This window comes from bacterium (assembly GCA_014360495.1).
Taxonomy (GTDB): domain Bacteria; phylum Armatimonadota; class JACIXR01; order JACIXR01; family JACIXR01; genus JACIXR01.
Map to the genome: position 1 here is coordinate 55,300 of JACIXR010000011.1, position 22,514 is coordinate 77,813.

Here is a 22,514-nt window from a genome sequence, read left to right on the forward strand (position 1 = left end):
CTAATCGCCTACTTCTAAATAGGTTCCGAAGGAAGGGAATCTGTGGGCACACAAGGAAGAATTGTCTTTGATTCTTCGCCAAATCCCCGAATGTAGGCGGAGAAAAATGAGTAATTAAAGCGTGTAATCTCATACTATCTTGTCTGAGCGAGATAGAGAGAAGGACTCCTTATTGTGTCGTTCACAACTTCTCAAAAGGAATAGTTATGGAAGTCAATCTCCAAGAGCGTCGTAGCTATAACTTGTTTGACCGCCGAAATAATCGGTCATACTCCTTTGCCTTCCTGCGCTATCATAAGTATAAGATATACATCTTCTGTTTGGCAAGGTCTTCCTGGTATTGATGCTGAGTTATATCGTTCAAGGCATCCCTCACTTGAACCAACCTGCTTTGAAAACCATACAAATGATATAATAGTTTTGCCTATCTGTCAATAGCATCTCGCTTCCTCTTGGAAAGATTCCATTCGTTGTATTCCATAATATATATGTGTCCATTTTTGCGAGTTTTGCTCGCTCATTATTTCAAAAATTTGCAGAGCTTTCTTTTCACCAAGCGAAATCTTCTTCTAACCGTTCCCTTTGGGCATTGGAGGAAGTTCGCTATCGCCAAATCCTCCTTAATCGCTCCATCCCCACTCAATAGCCTCTTCACTATTCCCCTTATTATCCTGAAACATCTATTATGGATGTAATAATCCCAACCTTTAAGCCATTGCCCAAATCAATTTAATTATGAAGAAAAAGGAGAGCTAACTTTGTTTATAAGGTCGTTTGGATTTAATCTCCGCAAGATTTGAATAGATAACTTGCTACCAAATAATTGCTCTATTTTACCCTTGAATTTATAATTTTTTAAAAATTTATTTGGAGAGTGAAAGATGTTTGCGAGAACATTTAGCGGCGTCCTCGTGGGAGTTGATGCTTACCTCGTTGAGGTTGAAGCTGACACCTCCCTCGGCTTGCCACAATTCCATGTAGTAGGACTACCAGATACCTCGGTGCAGGAAGCAAGGGAAAGAGTTCGTTCCGCTATTAAAAATAGCGGATTTGATTTCCCCTACAATAAACGCCTCACAATAAACCTCGCGCCCGCAGACATCCGAAAAGAAGGCTCTTTTTACGATTTAAGCATCGCAGTGGGATTGCTCGCCGCCACAGACCAGCTTGATTCTCGCAACTTGGATGAATTCATCCTCGTTGGGGAATTGGCTTTGGAAGGGACCGTGCGGGAAGTATCGGGAGTCCTCCCAATCGCCTTGATGGCGAGAAGGGAGGGAAAGAAATTGATAATTCCCAAGGCTAATGCCAATGAGGTCTCATTCGTTGAGGGCATAACCGCCTATCCCGTCACGAATCTCGCGGAGACAATCGCATTCCTGAGGGGCGATATAGAAATCCCTCCCGTCCCCTTCCAACCTATCCCACAAGATGACCTCCTTAATTACGATTTGGATTTTAGCGATGTAAAGGGGCAGGAGCACGCAAAAAGAGCCCTTGAGGTAGCAGCAGCTGGACAGCATAATGTGCTTCTCATAGGTCCGCCTGGTTCCGGAAAGACCATGCTCGCCAAACGCCTGCCAACAATCCTACCGCCTTTGAGCCTTGAAGAGGCGCTTGAGACCACGAAAATCTATAGCGTCGCTGGGCTTCTTTCCCATAGCACGCCAATCATCCTTCAGCGCCCCTTCAGAAGCCCCCATCATACCATATCAACAGCTGGCTTGGCAGGGGGAGGAACCGTTCCACGCCCCGGAGAGATATCGCTCGCCCACAATGGTGTCTTATTTTTGGATGAGTTTCCCGAGTTCCGTAGGGATAGCTTGGAAGTCCTTCGCCAGCCCCTTGAAGAGGGATATGTTTCCATCTCAAGAGCAAAGCTGACGATTACCTATCCCGCTCGCTTCACTCTCGTAGCGGCTATGAATCCCTGCCCCTGTGGCTATTTCGGAGATGCCACGAGGACTTGCACTTGCACTCCCATGCAAATACACAAATATCTCGCGAAAATCTCCGGTCCTCTGCTTGATAGAATAGATATCCATATAGAGGTCCCTCGCCTTCCCCAGGAGAAGCTCCTTCAAGAGGCGCAAGGGGAGAGCTCGGCGAAGATAAGAGAGAGGGTGATGAGGGCGAGGGAGATACAAGCGAAGAGGTTTGCCGGAACGAACATCTTTTTCAATGCCCATATGAACTCCAAGCAGATAAGGGAGTTCTGTCCTTTATCATCGGATGTTAAGGATGTTTTGAGGTCGGCAATAAGCAGATTGGACCTATCTGCGAGGGCTTACGATAGGATTATAAAAGTTGCGAGGACGATTGCGGATTTAGAAGGAAGCGAGAATATAGAAGTTCATCACATCGGCGAGGCAATCCAGTACCGCTCCTTGGATAGGAAGTTTTGGTAAGACCCTTTAAGCGTTTGCTTCCAGCATAAAATGTATTAAAGATTCACAAAAAACTTTTTGCCTCAGCGAGGTTCTCTAATCAAATCTACGCTTGAAAGCATAGGGTATTTGACTCCGTTTTCCATACTGCTTCTAATGATTTCCCTCACCTCGGCGTATATCTGGCGCAAAACATCCTCAAAGTCCTTCTTTCCGCTTTCTATGTTGTCCATCTCTTCCTCTAACCTTCTCGTTGTTTCTTCGTTAAGATATTTGCTGAAGTTGAGCTGAGAAAATCCATAAACTCTTATCCCCAAAGAAGTTGCAACCAAGAGCGATTTCCTCACCTCTTTCACATAATTTCTCTTCTTCAAGATTTCAAGAATTTTCGCATAGGTTGATGGTCTCCCAATCCCCTTATCCTTCATCATAGAGACTATCTCCGAGTAGGTGAAAGGACTATGAGCGGGGACAACTCTCTTCGCGCTCTCCAAAATCCTTGATTTCCCTTCCTGCAAGCCAGAGATATTCCGTGCCTGCAGTTTGATGATTTTTGTGAAGCCATCCTCTAAAATCCTGTTTATGAACTCAAACTCCCTTTCTTCATCTCCCGCCAAAACTTTAAACTTTATCCTCTCAACCTGTGCGGGCTTCATTTGGCTCGCGATGAACCTCTTGAAGATGATGTCATAGGCTCTGATATCCCTGTCCGTTAGGGGCGAAGGAAATCTTAACAATTTCAGACCAATCAGGTTCTTCAATTTCTGGGAATCAACTGCCATCGTTGGTCTTATACATTCATGGGCACCCTCCGACTCCCATTTCCTCGCCCTGAAGTAATCCTCTCCAAAGGTTGAGGAGATATATTCCTTCGCGATATTTATCCCCACAGAGCTAACAGTCGTGCTGCTCGTCCTATGATATGTGATTAAACCGTTCTCAAACAATTTCTGGGCTATCTGCATCGCCTCATTGGCGTCTATTTTTAGAAAAGTCGTTAAGGTGGAGAGCAATGTATCGGTGGTAAAGGGCGGATAGGGATTCACTTCGTCCTCGTATACATTAACATCTTTAAGTTCAACGAAACCATTTGAGATGATTTTATCGTAGGTTCCCTTCTTTGCCCTGAAGCTGATTTGCAGACCATTTTCCAGCTTCAAACTTATCAATTCCTCTCTCTCCTTGAGCTTTTTCGTCCTATCTACAATCCAGCCCAAGACGGGAGTTTGAACCCTACCAGCGGAAAGCCTGTTGTTCCTGAAGACCTTCCAAAGCACGGGAGAAATTCCAAATCCAATCCACCTATCCTGCACCCTCCTGACGATTTGGGCTTTGACCAAATTCAAATCGAAATCCTCCAGATTCTCCAATACCCTCAAGATTTCTTTCCTCGTAACCTCGTGGAAACGCACTCTTTTTATGTTCTCGTTCATCGGTTTCAAGAGCAGGCATAAGTCAAAGGCGATTTTCTCTCCCTCGCTGTCGGGGTCAGTGCCGATAATCACCTCATCCACCAAACTCGCTATCCTTCTTAAAGCATCTATTCTCGCTTCCGCGTCTACGAACTTATTGCCACCACAGGGGCAAGCCTCTTCCTCCTCTTCAATTTCCCTCCCACATAAAATACATCTCTTTATCGGTTTGAAATAGGGGATGAAGGTGTCCTTAATCTCAACACCGAACAAACCCTCTTGCAAGCTCAAGTCCGTTATATGTCCTTTGCTCGCAGCTATTATGAAATAAGAATTCGCCCCGAAGACCTCATTCACTACCAAATTCTCATAGCTTTTTCTTGCGGGTTTGCCAAAAAACCTCGCTATAGTTTTAACCTTCGTAGGAGATTCCACTATGAGCAATTTAGTGGTCAGAGCTATCTTTGCTTCCTCAACTTTCAATTTATCCTCCAAGGCGAGCGAGATTCTCTTTCTATCCTCGTCTATTTCCCTTAGCACTTCTTCTAAGTTTATTTCCTCAAATTGTTTCCATTCAATTTCCTCAAAGTAACTTAACTCCTTCTTCAAAGAATTAAAAGCCTTTTCTTCATCCACTATCACAACGCTTAACCCCTTCGTTATCCCACTGATGAACAATCTGCTCGTCCTTCCGCTTGCCTGAACATAAGCCACGGAATCGGGAATTAAAAATGTATACTCTCCCTCTTTGTCGCTGAAACTTATTGTCGGCGATTCCCTTATAGCCTTTAAGATATCCTCGTCTTTCAGAATCTTCTTGAAGAATTCCAATCCCTTTTGTGCTATCTTCCTGACGAATTCCAAAAAGCCGTCCAAACTCCTGTTTTCAATCAAACTTTTCCGCACCGCCTCCAATTGTTCGGCGGTTAATGTCTTTATCTTTATCAAATCAGCAACAAGATATTCATATTCCCTTTGATACTTCTCCTTGATAGCTTGCTGGATGTTATTCAAGAGCATCAACCACTTAGTCGGATGGAACTCCTCTATTTTGATTCTGATGACGAATTTAGGAACTCCCACGAAGATGGCATACCTTATCCTTCCCGGCAAATCTATTCCCCTCACAAGGGGACTTCTTGTTGTCACCATCCCTATTAAAGCATCCAATTCGCCCGATTTAAATGCCTCAAAGGCTTTCTTATCCGGTTTCAAAAAAGCCTTTACTTTTACTCCCTTTCCCGTTAGGAATTCCTCTAATTGCTCTGCAAATTCACTGCCCTTGTCCATCGGGACGAATATCAAGCCGCCAGTTCCCAAGATATTGACCAGCCTGAGTGTTTCCTCCTTTATATCCGCAGCCTCAATGAAACAATCAACGATATTTCTCCCGAATTCCGGCTTCAAGCCTATTGAGAATCCGAAGATTGAATTCAAAATCGTGAGGCTTTTGGTCCTTTTAGCCCGCTGGGTAGCCCCGCTAACTAAAAGCTGGGATTGAATTTTCCTGCCATATCTAAGTTTAGAAATCTGAAGAACCGCTTCCTTTACATCTATCCTCTGTTCAAAAACATCCTCAACTATCCCCTTTATCTCATCGGGAAGATTCATCATCCTCAAAACAAATCTTATAGCCTTGCTTTTCCTCAAGAAGCTGTCTACATCGTCAACGAAGACGACATCCACGTTTTGCCTATTAATCTCTTCCTTTTTCATTATGCTAAGATGAGTGGTGATGATTATCTCCGCGGAATCCATTTTTAAGAGTTCTGAATCCTTTTCCCTCCTGGAAAGCATTGAGTGGTAGCTTGCCACTACGACATCCAAATTCAATTCCTTTGCGTATCTCTTCAGCTTCTCTGCCACTTCGTTGACCAGGAGGCTCGTCGGCAGGATTATCAAGCATCTTCGCCTCAAAAACTTGGCGGAATACAAGCTCAAAATTATTTGGGTAGTGGTTTTCCCTGAGCCGGTGGGAGCAATCAATGCGAAGCTCTCCCCCTCCAAAAATCTTCTCACCCAAAACCTTTGTAGAGCCCACATCTTTGTCCTCACAACCGTTCTGAACAGCTCTTCCACTTCCTCAACCCTTCTCTTTCTTTCCTCTATTCCCAATAGAGGACCAAACCTCAGCTGCTCGTTTTCGTTGGGCAAACAAAGCTCACAGGGCAGACCCTTGGCCAGCCTTTCGGAGCCGATATCGTTTCCACAATTTGGGCAAAGGTTCTTGTAAACGATTTTTAAGTCCATCATATTAAAAAAATTATAATCCTTGATTCCCATTTCAAAAAAATAATAATGAGCTTTTAAAAAGATTGAGTTTTTGAATTTTATGCTATAAAATGATTAACGTTGACCTATCGTCAAAATGGAGAGCTAAAGGATGTAAGATGGGTTTTTTAGAAAATTAGCGAAGGCGAAGATAATCCGCTTTGAGAAACCTGTTCTTTATTCCTTGGAGGTGAAATCCGAAACGAAACCCAAGATTTTAAGACTTGAACTACTCGGGGCTCTCTTTATTGTTCTGCTCGGTAGTGTGCTTCATTTCACTTTTGATTGGTCAAATAAGCTTTGGCTTGTGGGCATCTTCTCTGCGGTAAACGAAAGCACATGGGAGCATTTGAAATTAGCAGTGATTCCCGCTCTATTATGGTTGTTAATAGAAATGGGAATATTAAAAGAAAGACCGGAGAATTTCTTCCTTGCTAAAGCTACGGGAATTTATTCAATGCCGCTTCTCATCATAATGATTTTTTACTCTTACAAGGCTGTTTTAGGGAAAAATCTCCTGTTTTTGGATATTTTAACCTTCGTTATCGCGGTGGTTATTGGTCAGATGGTCAGTTACAAAATGATGTTTATAGGAAATCTCCCAAGAGTTTGCGATAAGATTGCCGTCATTTTTATTATTTTGCTATTATTTGCTTTCGCCATTTTTACTTTTTATCCACCCCATATCTTTCTCTTTCAGGACCCCATCACTTTGAGATATGGCATCGTATAAGTTTAAAACGCTGATTTTGTATTTCTCTTTTCATCACAAAAACACGGAGAAAGTCGCCAAGGCGATGGGCGAGGTTTTAAACGCTGATTTGGTTGAGATAACGAAAGCCAGCCCAGAAATGATTTTTGACTATGATTTAATTGGTTTCGGTTCTGGTATTTATGCTTTTTCCCATCATAAGTTGCTTTTTGAATATTTGAACAAATTAAACACCGTCTCAAATAAGAATGCTTTTATTTTCTCCACCTGTGGAGCGCCCGTTGGAATAAAGTTTCATAAAAAATTGAGGAAGGAATTGGTTAAGAAAGGTTTTGAAATAGTAGGGGAGTTCAATTGTTTGGGGTGGATTACTTTCGGTCCTTTTAAGCTCTTTGGAGGGATAAATAAAGGAAGACCAAACGAGTTAGACATCTTAAAAGCGAAGGAATTCGCGAAAACCCTAATGGCGAAGATTTGCCCAAAATAAGAATGACTCACATTAGAAGATAGTAGAGGGTAGGATATTAGATGTAGTGACCAACGAATATCCTTTCCACGAGCAATAACCAACACTTTACAAGCATTTTAAGAACATTCACTTTAAAACAAAGGAAATTTTTAAGGTTGAGCTCTGAGGAAGTCCACGAAGTTTTTCCGGAAGATAAAGAAATTTTGAGCGATGGAATAGGTTAATATAAAGGGAAGCGCGGAATTTGTCAGAAAGCGATGCCGAGAAATAGACATTGAGTTAAGAAATATTCGCGAACTTGAAAAATAAATCCTTGACTGCTTTTTCTTCCCAAATTAGAACTTAATAAAATTTCTGAAAGGAGGAATTTTTATGCCCAAGAGAAAACTGAGAGTAGGAATCATCGGCGTAGGAGGAATCGCTCAAGCCCATATGCAGAGCTACGCCAAGCTCAAGGACAAAGTAGAGCTCGTAGCCTTCTGCGACACCATTTTGGAGAGGGCTGAGCAGGGAGCGAAACAATATGGAGCGCGAAACGCCAAGGTCTTCACCGACTATAGGGAAATGCTGGAGATGAAAGACCTTGACGCAGTTGATATCTGCACTCCTAATAAGTTCCATGCTCCTCAGGCGATAGACGCGCTCAAGGCGGGAAAGCATGTCTATTGCGAGAAGCCTATGGCTATGAATACGGAAGAAGCGGAGGAAATGGTGCGAACCGCAAAGGAAACGGGCTTAAAGCTGAGCGTAGGCTATCCCTCAAGATTCTCCGATGATGCTCAATTCCTCAAGAGCCTGATAGCGAGTGGAGAACTGGGAGAGATATATTACGCTGAGGCAGCCGCAATCAGAAGAAGAGGTGTGCCCACTTGGGGTGTCTTCCTCTCCAAGGAGCTGCAGGGAGGTGGTCCCCTCATAGATATAGGAACCCATATCGTTGACCTCACCCTTTGGCTAATGGGTGATTATTCAAAGCCCGTTGCCGTCCTGGGAACTACTTACCAGAAGTTAGCACCCCTCGGTGGATACAACATCTGGGGTCCTTGGGACCCGAAGAAGTTTGAGGTTGAGGATTCTGCCTTCGGCTTGGTCAAGCTGGAGAGCGGTGCCACCCTTATGGTGAAGTCCTCCTGGGCTTTGAACCTTCTCGAACCCCAACCATCCTTTATCTGTGGGACGAAGGGAGGAGCAATCTTCGGTGGTGGCTCAGTGAGGATTTTCAGCCACACCCATAACAGGCTCATTGATATCACGCCCGTCCCCACGCAAAGCAGTGGGAGCCTCTTCGATAGGGAGATATCGGATTGGGTGGACGCTTTGTTGAACGATAGGGAGCCATTGGTTAAAGCTGAGGAAGCGGCTCAGGTGACGAGAATCTTGGACCTCATTTATAAATCTGCCGACCTCGGCAAGGCAATCAATCTCGTTTGAAAGGAGGGTTGAAAATGGTTGGAATAGCGATGTTGAGTTTCGCCCATGTGCACGCTGAGGGTTATGCCCGGCAGGTAATGGAACAGCCCGACGCCCAAATCGTCGTTATTTGGGATGAGGATGAGGAAAGGGGAAGGGAAATGGCTAAGAAATACAATGTTCCCTTTGAGCCTGATTTGGATAAGGTTTTGGCTATGCCGGAAGTTGACGCCGTGGTGGTGGATGCTCCAACCTCTATGCATCCCGAGGTCATCATCAAGAGCTGTAAAGCTAAAAAGCATGTATTCACCGAAAAGGCTTTGGCGATAACGACGAAGGAAGCAGATGCCATTGTTGAGGCGGTGAAATCATCGGGCATCAAATTTATGATTTCCCTCCCCAATAGATGCAGACCGGAAATTCTCTTCGCTAAAAAGGTGATTGAAGAGAAGATAATAGGGGATATAACCTTCGCTCGTCTGAGGGTCGCCCATTGCGCTGCTTTGGATTATTGGTGGCAGCCGGGAAATTGGTTCAGGGACCCTGTGCGGGCGGGAGGAGGCGCCTTCATAGACCTTGGCTGCCACACCCTTGACCTTGCCCTCTGGTTCCTGGGCAAACCCAAAAGGGTTACGGCTATGCTTAATAACTTCCTCGGTAATTACGAGGTTGATGATAACTCCGTTGCGTTAGTTGAATTCCAGAACAAAGCACTCTGTGTCCTGGATGTCTCCTGGGTTCATCGCTCGGGAAGCAACCCCATTGAGCTTTTCGGCACGGAAGGCTCGCTCGTGATAAATTCGGTGAATCAAAGGATAGCTCTCACATCAACAAAGCTCGCAAACTACGGAATAGACGGCTGGATAACCCCAACCAAGCTTCCTGACCCTCTGCCCTCTCCAATGAGGCAATGGCTTGATGCGATAACTAAAGATACGCCAACATATATCACGATTGAAGACGGGCGCAATTTGACCGAACTAATTGAGGCAAGCACAATCTCCTCTAAGGAAGGGAGGGTTGTTGAGTTTCCCTTAAAATATTAAGATTAAGCCTCCCTTTTGTAGTTATTTCGTTAACCCTTTTCGCCCTGGGAGAGGAGCACAAGTTAGTAGCTTATTACAGCTTTGACGAGGGAGAAGGAGTAATTGCTCACGACTATTCGGGAAATCAAAACGATGCAACCATCATGGGAGCGAAATGGGTGGATGGTGTTTGCGGGAGAGCTCTTTATTTCAGTAAAGGGAGCGATTTAATATGCGGAGGAGGGTTAGAGTTTTGCTTCGTCTTCCCAGGCGATTACTCACTGGAGGCTTGGGTTAAACACAATAGCAGGGAGCCGCAAATTTATATTGCAAAATGGACTGGTGCTGGCAACAAATCCGGCTGGTGGCTCGGCTATTTTGAGGGGAAAGTTCAATTCGGAGATTATCACGAGGGTGGACATGTTAGAATTCAGGGATATGATATAGCGGATGGAAAATGGCATCATGTTGTTGGGGTAAGAAGAGGAAAAGAAATTTATCTATATGTGGATGGAGAGAGGGTAGGGAAGGGGACAACTCCGGGCAAAGTGGCGGGAGATAATCTAGCACCTCTGCGAATAGGCGGCTTTGGCGTTTCCCGCTACAAACGCTGGGCATTTGAAGGAGCAATAGACGAAGTTCGTATTTACAACAGAGCTTTGAGCGAGGACGAGATAAGAGAGCGCTACAATACGATAAAAAGCGGAAATAAATCCCCAACCCTCTCCCCAATTTCTTCCGGTCTCCCCCTATCTTATTATGTAGGCGGCACTGTGGCAAGCGTTTATGCCGAAGGCGAACCGATAAATTTCTTCTTGTGGATTACAAGCACTAAACCCACAACTAAATTCTTAATGGACATCTATTTAAAAGATAAAAATGGAAAGGTAATCCGCAAGTGGGAAAAAGCAGAGATAAGCGAGAAACCGACAAAACTATTCACTCCAAAGATAAGTCTTCCTTCTTCCCTTTTTAAAGAAGGAATTTACACCCTTGAAGTTTCAGTTGGGGGGAAAGCCAATTGGAGGGAGAATATAAGCGTGAAAAATATAAAGCGAATAATAGATGAGAATAAGAAAATTGTTAGGGGGAGGGCGAGAAGCAATCCCTTCTATAGGGGAATTGTCTCCGCCTATGCTGGAATGGTCTATAAGAGCGATGGAAGCCCAGATATAGATGCCATGCTCTCCCTCATCAAAGAATTAGGAGTGAATTGCTACACCTATCTAATCGCCTACCGCTCTGATAAGGAGCTTTCCGCCCTATCTGATTTCTGCTCTAAAGCGGGAAAGGAGGGGATAGAGGTTTGGGCTTATCTCGTCCCTCCATCTGAGGCGCCCAAGGATTACGCTCCTTTTGGCTTGGATTACCTGAAATGGGCTGAGGCAATCGCGAATATCTCTCTTCAGCATCCCAATCTAACCCTCTGGATGATAGACGATTTTGATGGCAATCTCTCCTTCTTTACTCTTGATTACACACGACAAATCTATGAGAAATCAAAGGGGATTAATCCCAATCTTCTCTTCGGTGTATGCGTCTATCACGAGAGCCTGAAAAATTTCGCTGATATGGGATATCTTCAATATGCTGACGCCCTCCTATGGGGATATCAACACAGCTCCTCCCTCTATCCCGACTGCGGAATATACCCCAATAGCCTGCCACTTGAAATAAACGACTATTTAAAAACTGGCAAGATAGCCGTCCCCTGCATATATTTCACTCCCCATTCCTCTTGGCCTGAGGGAAGACCCAAAAAGGAATATCTGCAGGAAGCGATGGAAATCGCCTTTGAACAGGCGGGAATCTGCTGGGTGTTTACTACCCCCAAGCCAGGTACATTCCAATACGATGTAGTTAAGGGCTTCACATCTTCTCATCAATTGTCCACTCGTAAATGGTGAAAACTGCCCTTTTACTTTTATTGCTTATCCTTTCCCTTCCCAAAGAAGGGAAGACACAAGCTGACCCCTATGCCTCCCTCCCTCATGGAACGATGTTTCGCAATGTCAGGGATTTTGGGGCTAAGGGAGACGGTGTAAGCGATGATACACAAGCTTTCATAAACGCTTTAGACCACAATGTAGGGATTGAGGGAGAGAAAAAACACGGAACAGTTTACATACCACCAGGAAATTATGTGATAAAAGACACGCTGATAATCTGGAAAGGCACCCATCTTATCGGGGACATGAGCAACCCACCTACTCTAATTCTCCCCTCAAAAACGGAGGGTTTCTCTGACGCCTCAAACCCCAAGCCGCTGATTGTAACCGCGAATGGTTGGGGAATGGACCCTAAATCCCGTGATTGGCAAACTCGCAGAGATGATAAAGGTGGTTCCACAAATAACACTTTCTTCACAAGCATTAGAAATATAAAGATAAGAATTGAGAGTGGGAATCCAGGTGCGATAGGAATCTACTGGTGCGTTGCACAGGCTACCGCTTTAAGAGATGTTGAGATTGAGGGAGGCGATGCCTACGCTTGTATCAGGACTTCCCTATGGGGCGGTGGTGGAGTGATTTCCAATATAAAGGTTATAGGTGGAGAAAGAGGATGGGAAGTAGACCAGACGAGCCAATTCCTTATTCGCTCCGCCACTTTCTCCCAACAAAGCCTATACGCTATCCGCCTTAGAGGTATCTGGAACTTCGTCTTCTTAGACCTTCGTATATCAAATGTAAAATCGGGCGTTGTGTTAGAGGGTGGGAATTGCGTTAGCTTTATAGATTCCTCCTTTGAAAATATAGAGGATGGGATAGGGATAAGCCCTCAACCAATGCCAGCTTGTCTTTTCCTCCAAAATATAACCTCCGAAGGATTAAAGGAAATAGTAAAGGGTCTCCTCTTTGCTGATGGGAATAGAATTGACAGATGGATTGCGAGCGAAGAGATATACAAGGATGGCGAGAAGGTTGCCAAAATACAATTTAAGGGAAAATTGGAAAAATTGCCGTCGCCTGCTTTCCCTCGGATGAGCGAAAAAGTGAGGAGCGTTACGGAGTTTGGGGCATTGCCCGATGACGGCATTGACGATACCGAGGCAATCCAAGAAGCGATAAATAAATGCGAAGAGATATACTTTCCTTCAGGAGAGTATCTAATCTCCGACACTCTTCACTTGAAACCCCATACAAAGCTCTTCGGCGAGCATCCTGCGCGTATTATCCTTCGCTCGGAAAAGGAGAAATTCAAAGAGCCTGATAATCCAGCCCCAATGATAGAGACGCCAGATGCTCCAGATGGAACTATTACAATAGTGAACATGTTCTTATCAATAGATGAAGCAATGAATGGTGCTTACTTTATTAATTGGCGTGTAGGTGAGAAATCAAAGATTGTTGATGTTTACCTCTTCGCTAACGAAAATCAGCCATTTATTTGGAGGATAAGTGGGAAAGGAGGTGGCTTTTTCGAGAATCTATGGTGGCCTGCGGGATACGCTATTGAGGGGAAAACAGGAGCGATTATAACTTCAACCGGAAGGAAGTGGTTTTACAGCTGGCAACACGAACACTTCTCCCAATATCCCGTTATATTTAGAAACGTATTATTTGTTTAGCCCAATTTGAGAACGACTATCCGGTCTCGGTTTGGCTTGATAATTGCAGGGACATAACAATATACGGAGCTCTCTCAGGGAACTGGTTGGTTATGCGTCCCTCCTTCTTTCAGATAGACGGAGGGAGAAGAATAGAGCTTTTCAATCTATGTTGGCTGGGTGCACATAATGGGGTGCTGAGCAGAAAGGAAATAGAGGAAAAGACTTGGGAGAAAATACAACCAAATATCAACGAGTGGTCGGTCATTGGCGCATATTTGTTAAAATAAAGGTTAGGCGGGGTTCCTGGGGTAGGGGAAATTCCAAAATATGAAATTAAGCTCTCTGTCATTTCCAGGAGCATAGCGACGAAGCAATCCGGGTTTGCAAACTGTGTTGGTGTAGCCAATCTATATTGGCAAACCCGGCATTGGCAAACCCGGCGTTTTTTTAAATGTGTCTGGAAAAAGGAAACTTTTTCCTTTCTTAAAGGCTTTCATCATTTAAAGCTCGTTATCCTTATATCCTGCGAGCGGAATTTTTGGGAAAAAATGGATAAATAAATATCTCTTATAGTCCTTCAAAATAGACGGGTGTATCGTTTATTGTTATAAGCCTGTCCGAAATTGGATTCCCCATAATATCAAATGCTCTCATGCCTTTTGGCAATTGAAACTTATGCTCTTTTCCATTCTCCGACCAAGCAACGCCTATGCGTTCTTTCCCGTTGCGAAACCAGTAGATTATTATCCCTTCCCTTCGCTCCTTCTTCTCAAAGACAGCCTCAGGAGGAAGCAAATTAGCCATAGCCGATATCACAGGATAAATCTTCCTCGGCGTCCCGCCATATTCAAAGAAGACCCCTCCCGCATCAACTCCGTTTATCTCCCCACAGGTCCCAGCGTGGAGGAAAATCTTCCCTCCACCATTCGCGAAGAACATAGTGGCAAACTTAACCAACCACTCCGAAGCTGCCCTTTCATCCGAATGAAGGGCACTTCTCATAGCGGAATCGCCGAAGAAGCTCTTGAATGGAACGACGGGAGGGTCGTCATCGGCATAACAACCAATCTCCGTCAGCCAAATCGGCTTTGCTTCCCCTCTTCTCTTCATCTCGTTCCAGAGCTTCTCAAGGGAATCGCAAAGCCCATCGGGATTGCCTCCGCTGTAAAGATGGAGGTCAAGGACATCCACCCATCTCAATCCTCCGCCATCCACAAAGTTCCTTGTCCATTGATTATCCGCCCAAATCCCAATTCCACCAACCACTTTCGCCTCTGGCTGGTTAGCCTTTATCGTCTCATAAGCGATGCGCAGGAGGCGAATATAATCATCAAGCGTATGCCCAAGCCTTGCGGGAAGAGAATAAAAGGTATAAAGTGGCTCATTTAAGATGTGATAAGCATTTACCCGATTGCGATAATGCTTCACACTCTCAGCGATATATTTGGCGAATGCCTCCTCATCCTTGGGTTTACAGGCGAGAAACATCTCCCTTCGTCTATACTCCAGAGGCTCAATCCTCTCTATTTGCTCTTCATTACCACTACTGCTCCATTCCGCTGAGGGAAAGGGGAAGAGAACAAGTACCTTCCCGTTTTCCTTTATGACCCTATCAATTTGAATATCGGGCTCTTTAAAATCAAATTCTTTGCTCTCTTCAGCCTGGACAAGCCTCCATTGAACTGACCAATCCCGCCACCATAAAATTCCCACTTGATGCGCCAATCTCAAGAGAAACTGCCAAGGATAGGCGTGATTCATTCCCCAGCGTGAATCCTTACCCTTATAGGGCTTGATGATTGCGCAGCGCAAGGATTGACTGAACCCTTCTGTTTCAATCGTAATTCTATAAAATCCCAGCTTTCCGACAGGCAAGCTGACAGGCTTATTAATCCCCCTTCCCAAAGGCACAGACAAATTCACTCTTTTCCTCAAGACCTCAACATCGTAAAAATCCTTAACGGATACATTAACTGATATCTCCCTTTTTCTCTCCTTCTCTCCTTCTGCGTAGGCGTGGAGATTCAGGAGAATGCTCGGCTTCTCGCCCTCACTGAGGAATATATTGCCATCTTGCCGAGTATCAGCCATCACCTCCACTTCCCTGCGGGGTTGGTAATCGCTGGCTTGCGAGCCAGCCTCAAGCTGGACGGCGTCAACCCAAACGGTTGCTTCTTTCATATCTGATGAGGAGAGGTCAAATCCCACGCCAATCCAGATGAAATCATCCTGGGGAGCGAATGTAAAGGAATAGCGTTCCCAATTTATTGCTAAATCAACCGTTCTTTGCAAACGCCTCCCGTTTGCTTGCCTGACGAAAAGAACCCCCTTCACTGTGGACCTATCGGCTTTGATATAGGCGCTGAGCGTATAGGGTCGCCCTCTTTCCACAGGAATCCAGCCCTGATTGGCGACAAGGAGAGTATCCACTAACTGATGAACGGGGTCAAGATAATCAAAATAGAAGATTTCCGGCTCTCTCTTTGAGAGGGACATCTTCAAGCTGAACTTCCCGTGGACGGCGGATTTATCATCCAACTCTCCCATCAAGCGATATATATTGCCCTCCCACCAGAAGATATTTGATGAATAGCTTCCCCAACCCGCTGTTCCGCATTCAAAACTGCTATTGGGGAGAAAATTTTTAACCCCTTTCGTGGGGATTTGAGGGAAACGCTGTGGGCAGAAGGAGGGGATTTCCTGGAGTTCCACATCATCAAGCCAAAGGGAACCGGTGCTGGTGAACCAGATTTGCAATCTGCTATCCTCGGCTCTCAATTCGCTTGTTGCTTGGAAGTAGAACTCGTATTTCTGCCAACGCCGATTTGGGTTGAAGGCATCCTGCAAGCCCACATCATCCCAGATGCGGGTATTGACGAGGGCAACCCTCACCAATCCCGCTTTTATATCCTCCGCCTTTGCCCAAAGGGTTAAGCGATACCATTTCCCCTTCTGCACGCCGATGGTTCCGAGCTGGCAAATCATAGCGTGGCTTGCGGGCGTGCCATCCCCAAACTCGGTGCAAATCAATTTTCCGGAGAAACCCTTTCCATCCCACCCTCTATCGCGGACGAGCTGTTGTTTAATTTGGGGCGCACCCGCGGTGGTCCAGAAATCCGGCAAGCCATCTCCATCCACATCGCTTTCAAAATCCCCATTGGGGACGAGATTCCCCTGAGCCATCACGACGACACTCACGAAACAAAGAATATAGACCAAGACCCGCATAATTAGTGTGTTTATTTTAAGATAAAAATTTTTAGCTATCAATATCGTTAAATTGATAACAAAATAACTCCTTTTATGATTTTTCTCTAAAAACCAATATTAAATTCCCTCTCCTACCCTCAATACATTCGTTCCCCAAGCCCTTCAAAACCATCCTCTGCCCATCGCTTAGACGAGAGGGAAGTTTTATCTTTATCGTTTCCCTTTTCTTTATTAATCCTTTGCCCTCACAGCGTGGGCAGGGTTCTCGTGAAATCTTCCCCTTTCCTCCACACTTCGGGCAAGGCTCGTAAGAAATCTCCTCGCTCAAAATCCCCGATTTCACCTTCTTCCTCCTCCCTTTCCCCTTACATACAGGACAGGTATCCCATTCTGAATCAGATGAAAGCGTTCCCTTTCCCTTACAAACAGGACATATCTTCATCCTCTCATATGTTATCTGGAGCTCCTCAACCATCGGAGAGGGAATCTCCACCTCTTTTAATGCATCCTCACATTCTCTCTTCCCTTGGGAGGAAACGAAAGTGGTCTCAAAGAACTCCCTTCCCTCTCCGATATCCGTCGTTCCCAACCGGTCGTAAGCCTCCCTTTTCTTATCATCTGAAAGAACCTCATAGGCTTCCTTTATCAACCTGAATTTCTCCTCCTTTTCCCTATCGCCCGGAAAAAGGTCGGGATGATTGAGCTTCGCCAGCCTCCGATATGCCTTCTTTATCTCGTTTAGAGAGGCATTCTTGGGAACGCCGAGAATTTCATAATAATCTTTCTCAATTTCCGCCATAACTATTGATATTATATCAAAATTTCCACCATTTCAAATCTTGACTCCGTCATAAGGGATATAAGTGTCGGCTTCACAAAGGGGATATTTGGTATTTTGCAAGAGAGTAGAAGGTTGTTTGGCTCTTCAAAGGAGAGGTAATCTCTTTATTTCTCAAAAACAATAGAGATTGCCACGCCCTCCTTCGTCGGGCTGGCATCTACGGGCATAGATTTTTATATAAGCCATTTTTCTCTTTTCGTTATTCTAAATCCACCCTATTTTCAAAAACCTTTACCCATGCCAGCAATGACAACCTCTCTGTCATTGCGAGGAGCGAAGCGACGAAGCGATCTCGTATGTAAATATGATGGCGAGGCATACATCTATTTCAATTATTTCAACATTATTTTCAAATTCCTCTCAAATTATCATAATATTTTTAAAAAGGAGTGATAGGCGGTGAAAAGGAAAGAATCTGTTTACTTTCTCTTCGTTCTTCTTACCATCTTCTATTTCCTTTTAGGGGGAGTTAAAACGCCCTTCAGCGTTGAGGAGCTTCTCCTTGAGGGCTACATCTCACAGCCATCCTTTTCTCCCAGCGACGCCAACACAATCGCTTGTTTCTCTCTTAAAAAAGACGAATCCTCCCTCATACTCTTGGATTTAAGGAAATCAAAGAAGCAGGGCAAAACCCTCTTCACCTCCCAAAGACAGAAGCTCTTCCCCAATCCTTATTCCCCCATCCGCTGGTCTCCTTCAGGCGACGCTCTCCTCTTCCTCGCAAATTCAATTCAACCGTCTCCTTCCCTCATACCTAGGGGAACCATCTGGCTCATAAACCTTCCTTCGGGAAAGCAATCCGCTATAACGGAAAGTGAGGATTTCTTCTCCCCTTCCTTCTCTCCCGATGGCAAGATTATCGCCTCCTTGAGGGGAACCCCAAACAACGCTTCCCTTTGGCTCTACGAGAGGGGAAAAGGCAAATGGAAGCTTGAATTGGAGGGATTAAAAGCGAATTGCCTCACTTGGTCAAAGGACGGGAAATTTATCTATATAGGCGGGGACGAAGGCATTTATGAGGTGATATGGGATAAACCCAAACCGGAGGCGAAATTCTTCCCTATCGATAAAAGAATAATTTCCCTATATCATATGGCTGAGGGCGTGCTTTTAGCGAGCGTTTTCTCCCATCAGGCACAATTCGCTCCGGGTTTGCTTCCCGTTTCAGGGGCGGATATATTCGCATTGGAGTTGGAGGGTAAGGGAGTTAAGGAAGGAGCGATAACGAGAAACGGCGCTTCCTTTAATCCCGTCCTCTTCCAGAGGGGGATGTTGGTTTATATCAGGAATACGCCTCTTCTTGACGATAAGGGGACATTGAAAGGTGTAGTGAGCAGTCTTTGGAGCGCTGTTGGGGAGGAGTTGCTTGCCCCCTATTGCGATGGTGACAGCCTCCCCTCCCTATCATCGGATGGCAGACTCTTAGCCTTCACTAAGGAGGGGAAGCTCTGCCTCATTAACATTGAGAAATTGACATCCTCCTTGCCTTCAATGGAGGAGGGGGATAAAGAGCTTTCTCAAAAGGTCAACCAAATGAAGCAAATAGGATTAGCTCTCTTGATGTATTGTCAAGACTACGATGAAACTTTCCCACCTGCGGAAAATTTTTACGAGGCGTTATATCCCTATCTGAAGAACGAGCTCATTCTGTCCATTTTTACTGACCCCCATTTTCATTATTATTCTCCTCCACCCTTGATAGATATCCATCACCCTTCCGAGACGCTTCTAGCAAGGTGGGAGGTATCGCCGGGGCTCTTCATAAATCTTTATGTGGATGGTCATGTAAGCGTTGAGGAAGGGGGTGAGCAATGATGGATAGAAGGGGTTGGATAATATTGGCGATAGCCATGGTCGTAGTCCTCTCCGCGGTTTATATTACCACAAAGCCGAAAGTTGCGCCTTTGCTTTCTAATTTCCCACCTGTTGAGCTTCCAGCGGGAAAGAGGAAGGGAATCTTTGAGCGGGCGAAGGAACAGGTGGAATTAGCCGGGAAGCTATCGGATATGAAGATGATTGGACTGGCGATGATGATTTATGTCCAGGATTGGGATATGCGCTACCCACCGGAATCAAGTTTGGAGGAAGCATTGATGCCTTACCTAAAGGACGAGAAATTCAAAGCCATTTTCTCTGACCCGAATTTCCATTACTCCTCGCCACCTCCCTGCAACCAGATGAAAAATCCCTCCGAGGTAATTGCTGTCGCTTGGGAAGTATTACCAGAAGTGGATATAATCCTCTACGCTGATGGGCACGCCAAGATAAGGTATAAAAGATAAGATAACCGCAGAATTCCAGATTCCCACAAATAAAAATGATTGACTAATCAAAAAGCCTGAATATAATTCTATTAAACGATTAATAAGGAGGTTGATAATGGCGACATTGAAGGATATAGCTAGGGAAGCAGGGACATCAATCGCGGTTGTCTCTAAGGTTCTGAACAAAAGCAGGACGACCGCGACTGTCCGTCCAGAGATAAAGGAGAGGATATTGGAGGTAGCCAAAAATCTTGGCTATCAACCCAATATCCTCGCAAGGGGATTGGTGAAGGGGAAAACCTACACGATAGGTGTTCTTTTCACCTATCCCTCTCCTGCTTTCCTGAGCAGTTATATGGCTTCACAGGTTATATCGGGAATATGGGATAAGGCAAGAAGGGCGGGATACAGCCTATTTCTCAAAGCTCCGAAGGCGGGAAAAGCGGGTTTCTTCCCTCCGATAGAGGATTTGAAAGGGAGGGTGGATGGAGTAATCGCTTTGGGACCCGTGCGGGAGGATGATAAGGAGGTATTGAAATGGAACGAGATAGACATCCCCCTTGTTTTAGTAGGAACGCATCCCCGTTTCAAAGGGAATAGGGTGGATTACGATAACGAAAAAGGTGGATATCTTGGCACCAGATTTCTCCTCCAAAAGGGGCACAAGAGGATTGCTATTGTGGGCATTAGTTTGGAGACGAGCTTTATGGCTGATAGGTTCAATGGCTATAAAAGGGCGCTTTTGGAGAAAGGGTTGGAAGTGGATGAGGAATTAGTGAAGCTAAAGAGCTGGAGCGAGCGGGATGGATACATAGCGGGGAGGGAGCTTTTGGAGTTAAGAGAGCCGCCCACGGCGATTTTCATAAGCATAGGGGAACATATTAGAGGCGTTTGTGAGGCTGTGAGGGAGAAAGGCTTGAGTGTTCCCAAAGATTTGGAGCTCTTGTGCTTTGATATGTTATCTGAAGACCTCCTCCCGGGGATGCCTCTTCTATCACTTGATACCAATCTTTATAAGTTGGGATTAGCAGGTACGGGAGCACTTTTAGCGATTATCGGGAGAAAAGCGCGCCAAACATTAGAGATAAAGATTCCGATTAGGAAAATAGTAAAAGTAAAAGGAGGCGATGTTATTTGATTGTAATATGAAGGGAGGAGAAGGCTTATGCCCCGGGCTTTACCCTCCCATTTATTGGGGCACAAAATAAAAAAAGGAGGTTTCAAAAATGCGGAGAAAGGGATTCACTTTGATTGAGTTATTGGTCGTAATAGCTATCATCGCCATTCTGGCGGCGATTCTCTTCCCAGTTTTCAGTCGGGCAAGGGAAAACGCGAGAAAAACTGCCTGTCTATCAAATCTAAAGCAAATCGGGACGGCATTGATGATGTATTGCCAAGACTGGGATGAAAGGTTCCCTCCAGCTTTCCTTTGGGACCCTAATTACGCTAGCACCGGCACCTTCATCTCTTGGTTCCCTGCGCTTGGTCCTTATGTCAAGAACCAGCAGGTATTTGAGTGTCCCAGCACGAATGGAGAAAAATATTCGGAGGTCTTTGGGGGGTTCTGGTGGATTCCACCTGATTGGCGGGGCACGATCAGACATAGCTATGGAATGAATTGTTATGTAGGTTCAGATGGACCCGCCTCCTGGTGCTCAATTTGGAAAGGCGGACGCCCACTCTCCAGAATACCGAATCCGGCAGAAATAGTTGCGGTCGGAGAATGTGCCCATGTGTTCATCCACAATTACTGGGGTTGCACTCCTGCCCCAGAATGCGGCAGATTTCAAGCTGGCTATGCTCAAACTTGTAGTGCTTGGTGTTGGCAAGGAGGTCGAGACGAACGCTATACCCGTCATATGGGCGGAACGGTTATCTGTTTTGCTGACGGGCATGCTAAATGGGTTCATTCCGACTGGAATAGGGGATTGCCTCGTGGTGTAATAATTGACCCAGACCTTGAATATTTGGAGCGTCCCTCTCCATGAGCGAAGTAGGCAAATTTGTACATACATTTGTGGGAGGTGATTTGAATTGATTGTAATATAAAGGGAGGAGAAGGCTTATGCCCCGGGCTTTACCCTCCCATTTATTGGGGCACAAAATAAAAAAAGGAGGTTTCAAAAATGCGGAGAAAGGGATTCACTTTGATTGAGTTATTGGTCGTAATAGCTATCATCGCCATTCTGGCGGCGATTCTCTTCCCGGTCTTCTCTCGTGCAAGAGAGGCAGCGAGAAAATCCGCTTGTTTATCAAATACAAAACAATTGGGCCAGGCTTTGGCGATGTATGTTCAGGACTGGGATGAATGCCTCCCCACGATGGAGACCCCCTGTGCAGCTGGCAAGAATGGGCAATTCACTGGTTTGGACTGGTATGAGCAGCTGATGCCATATGTTAAGAACACGGGTGTTTTCTCCTGTCCAAGCGCCCAGCAGACAAGCACTTGGAAAGCAAACTGTTATCCAGGACTTCATAATCAGCCGAATTTCATCTGCCACTATGGGTACAATGTAGCTATTCAGGAGGCTCCTTTTGCTGGAATTTGGTGGGGACAAACTTGGAGAACTTCCTATTACCGCCTGTCCGCCATCTCTCGCCCCTCGGAGGCTGTCGTGATAGCAGATTCCTTCGTGACAAGGATAGTGAACAACTGGGGAGACGCCAACTACGCGATAAATGTTCAGATAGCTTTCGCAAACTGGCCATCCGGCGGTTCGTTTGATGGGGTTCAATGTGGATGTCCGCCTACGGTAGTTGACTTGGAAACAGCTAAAAGGAAATGGTCTCGCCACACCGAGGGAGCTAATATAGTTTTCGCCGATGGACATGCGAAGTGGTATAAGGCGGAGCAGATTCGTTCAAGATGTCGTGGCGGCACTCTCGCCCTTTCCTGTCTTGATATGGGTGGTTAGATTAAAGCAAATAGAGTTTTTAATAGGGCGGGGAGGCGAAGCCTCCCC

General features: G+C 45.3%; 17 protein-coding genes. 13 read left to right on the forward strand and 4 right to left on the reverse strand.

The window, feature by feature from the left end:
* Window positions 1-213 precede the first annotated feature (213 nt).
* Window positions 214-327: an RHS repeat protein gene (locus H5T88_09480; protein ID MBC7330574.1), complete on the reverse strand. Its 114-nt coding sequence runs from the start codon at window positions 325-327 to the stop codon at window positions 214-216.
* Between the two features lie 554 nt (window positions 328-881).
* Between H5T88_09480 and H5T88_09485 the strand changes: the two genes are divergently transcribed.
* Window positions 882-2,408: a YifB family Mg chelatase-like AAA ATPase gene (locus H5T88_09485; GenBank protein ID MBC7330575.1), complete on the forward strand. Its 1,527-nt coding sequence runs from the start codon at window positions 882-884 to the stop codon at window positions 2,406-2,408.
* 62 nt (window positions 2,409-2,470) lie between these two features.
* Here H5T88_09485 and rgy read toward each other — a convergent pair whose 3' ends face one another.
* Entirely contained in the window at window positions 2,471-6,052 is a 3,582-nt protein-coding gene (gene rgy, locus H5T88_09490; GenBank protein MBC7330576.1) for a reverse gyrase, read from the reverse strand.
* Window positions 6,053-6,260: 208 nt separating this feature from the next.
* Here rgy and H5T88_09495 point away from each other — a divergent pair, with 208 nt between their 5' ends.
* The 7 genes from H5T88_09495 to H5T88_09525 all read left to right on the forward strand — a co-directional run bounded on the left by H5T88_09495 (window position 6,261) and on the right by H5T88_09525 (window position 13,523).
* Window positions 6,261-6,803 carry a hypothetical protein gene (locus tag H5T88_09495; protein ID MBC7330577.1) on the forward strand — a complete coding sequence of 181 codons (543 nt, stop codon included), beginning with the start codon at window positions 6,261-6,263 and terminating at the stop codon, window positions 6,801-6,803.
* A complete protein-coding gene (locus H5T88_09500; protein ID MBC7330578.1) occupies window positions 6,790-7,269 on the forward strand; it encodes a flavodoxin family protein in 480 nt (159 codons plus the stop codon). The genes H5T88_09495 and H5T88_09500 overlap by 14 nt, the downstream gene beginning before the upstream one ends.
* Window positions 7,270-7,623: 354 nt before the next feature.
* Window positions 7,624-8,682: a Gfo/Idh/MocA family oxidoreductase gene (locus H5T88_09505; protein ID MBC7330579.1), complete on the forward strand. Its 1,059-nt coding sequence runs from the start codon at window positions 7,624-7,626 to the stop codon at window positions 8,680-8,682.
* Window positions 8,683-8,696: 14 nt separating this feature from the next.
* Entirely contained in the window at window positions 8,697-9,707 is a 1,011-nt protein-coding gene (locus tag H5T88_09510) for a Gfo/Idh/MocA family oxidoreductase (protein ID MBC7330580.1), read from the forward strand.
* Window positions 9,708-9,850: 143 nt separating this feature from the next.
* A complete protein-coding gene (locus H5T88_09515; protein ID MBC7330581.1) occupies window positions 9,851-11,593 on the forward strand; it encodes a LamG domain-containing protein in 1,743 nt (580 codons plus the stop codon).
* On the forward strand, window positions 11,587-13,254 hold the full coding sequence (locus H5T88_09520; protein MBC7330582.1) for a glycoside hydrolase family 55 protein: 1,668 nt from the start codon (window positions 11,587-11,589) through the stop codon (window positions 13,252-13,254). Before H5T88_09515 ends, H5T88_09520 begins: the two co-directional genes overlap by 7 nt.
* 92 nt (window positions 13,255-13,346) lie before the next feature.
* Window positions 13,347-13,523: a hypothetical protein gene (locus H5T88_09525; GenBank protein MBC7330583.1), complete on the forward strand. Its 177-nt coding sequence runs from the start codon at window positions 13,347-13,349 to the stop codon at window positions 13,521-13,523.
* Between the two features lie 280 nt (window positions 13,524-13,803).
* Here H5T88_09525 and H5T88_09530 read toward each other — a convergent pair whose 3' ends face one another.
* Window positions 13,804-16,464, reverse strand: a complete 2,661-nt coding sequence (locus H5T88_09530) for a carbohydrate binding domain-containing protein (GenBank protein ID MBC7330584.1) — start codon at window positions 16,462-16,464, stop codon at window positions 13,804-13,806.
* A gap of 73 nt (window positions 16,465-16,537) precedes the next feature.
* Window positions 16,538-17,245: a J domain-containing protein gene (locus tag H5T88_09535; GenBank protein MBC7330585.1), complete on the reverse strand. Its 708-nt coding sequence runs from the start codon at window positions 17,243-17,245 to the stop codon at window positions 16,538-16,540.
* Between the two features lie 441 nt (window positions 17,246-17,686).
* On the opposite strand from H5T88_09535, the gene H5T88_09540 reads away from it, so the two are divergent.
* The 5 genes from H5T88_09540 (at window position 17,687) to H5T88_09560 (ending at window position 22,466) form a co-directional block, all read left to right on the forward strand.
* Complete coding sequence (locus H5T88_09540) at window positions 17,687-19,102, forward strand: PD40 domain-containing protein (protein ID MBC7330586.1); 1,416 nt, start codon at window positions 17,687-17,689, stop codon at window positions 19,100-19,102.
* Window positions 19,099-19,569: a hypothetical protein gene (locus H5T88_09545; GenBank protein ID MBC7330587.1), complete on the forward strand. Its 471-nt coding sequence runs from the start codon at window positions 19,099-19,101 to the stop codon at window positions 19,567-19,569. The genes H5T88_09540 and H5T88_09545 overlap by 4 nt, the downstream gene beginning before the upstream one ends.
* Window positions 19,570-19,666: 97 nt before the next feature.
* Complete coding sequence (locus H5T88_09550; protein ID MBC7330588.1) at window positions 19,667-20,689, forward strand: LacI family DNA-binding transcriptional regulator; 1,023 nt, start codon at window positions 19,667-19,669, stop codon at window positions 20,687-20,689.
* A gap of 88 nt (window positions 20,690-20,777) precedes the next feature.
* A complete protein-coding gene (locus H5T88_09555; GenBank protein MBC7330589.1) occupies window positions 20,778-21,539 on the forward strand; it encodes a DUF1559 domain-containing protein in 762 nt (253 codons plus the stop codon).
* 138 nt (window positions 21,540-21,677) lie between these two features.
* Window positions 21,678-22,466: a DUF1559 domain-containing protein gene (locus tag H5T88_09560; protein MBC7330590.1), complete on the forward strand. Its 789-nt coding sequence runs from the start codon at window positions 21,678-21,680 to the stop codon at window positions 22,464-22,466.
* Window positions 22,467-22,514: the final 48 nt, after the last annotated feature.

Bases quoted from the DNA above. Each gene is read 5' to 3' on its own strand.
- H5T88_09545 (MBC7330587.1), top strand. From the start codon at position 19,099: ATGATGGATAGAAGGGGTTGGATAATATTGGCGATAGCCATGGTCGTA.
- H5T88_09535 (MBC7330585.1), bottom strand. From the start codon at position 17,245: ATGGCGGAAATTGAGAAAGATTATTATGAAATTCTCGGCGTTCCCAAG.
- H5T88_09505 (MBC7330579.1), top strand. From the start codon at position 7,624: ATGCCCAAGAGAAAACTGAGAGTAGGAATCATCGGCGTAGGAGGAATC.
- H5T88_09550 (MBC7330588.1), top strand. From the start codon at position 19,667: ATGGCGACATTGAAGGATATAGCTAGGGAAGCAGGGACATCAATCGCG.
- H5T88_09515 (MBC7330581.1), top strand. From the start codon at position 9,851: ATGGGAGCGAAATGGGTGGATGGTGTTTGCGGGAGAGCTCTTTATTTC.
- H5T88_09520 (MBC7330582.1), top strand. From the start codon at position 11,587: ATGGTGAAAACTGCCCTTTTACTTTTATTGCTTATCCTTTCCCTTCCC.
- H5T88_09485 (MBC7330575.1), top strand. From the start codon at position 882: ATGTTTGCGAGAACATTTAGCGGCGTCCTCGTGGGAGTTGATGCTTAC.
- H5T88_09555 (MBC7330589.1), top strand. From the start codon at position 20,778: ATGCGGAGAAAGGGATTCACTTTGATTGAGTTATTGGTCGTAATAGCT.
- H5T88_09525 (MBC7330583.1), top strand. From the start codon at position 13,347: ATGCGTCCCTCCTTCTTTCAGATAGACGGAGGGAGAAGAATAGAGCTT.
- rgy (MBC7330576.1), bottom strand. From the start codon at position 6,052: ATGATGGACTTAAAAATCGTTTACAAGAACCTTTGCCCAAATTGTGGA.
- H5T88_09500 (MBC7330578.1), top strand. From the start codon at position 6,790: ATGGCATCGTATAAGTTTAAAACGCTGATTTTGTATTTCTCTTTTCAT.
- H5T88_09510 (MBC7330580.1), top strand. From the start codon at position 8,697: ATGGTTGGAATAGCGATGTTGAGTTTCGCCCATGTGCACGCTGAGGGT.
- H5T88_09560 (MBC7330590.1), top strand. From the start codon at position 21,678: ATGCGGAGAAAGGGATTCACTTTGATTGAGTTATTGGTCGTAATAGCT.
- H5T88_09530 (MBC7330584.1), bottom strand. From the start codon at position 16,464: ATGCGGGTCTTGGTCTATATTCTTTGTTTCGTGAGTGTCGTCGTGATG.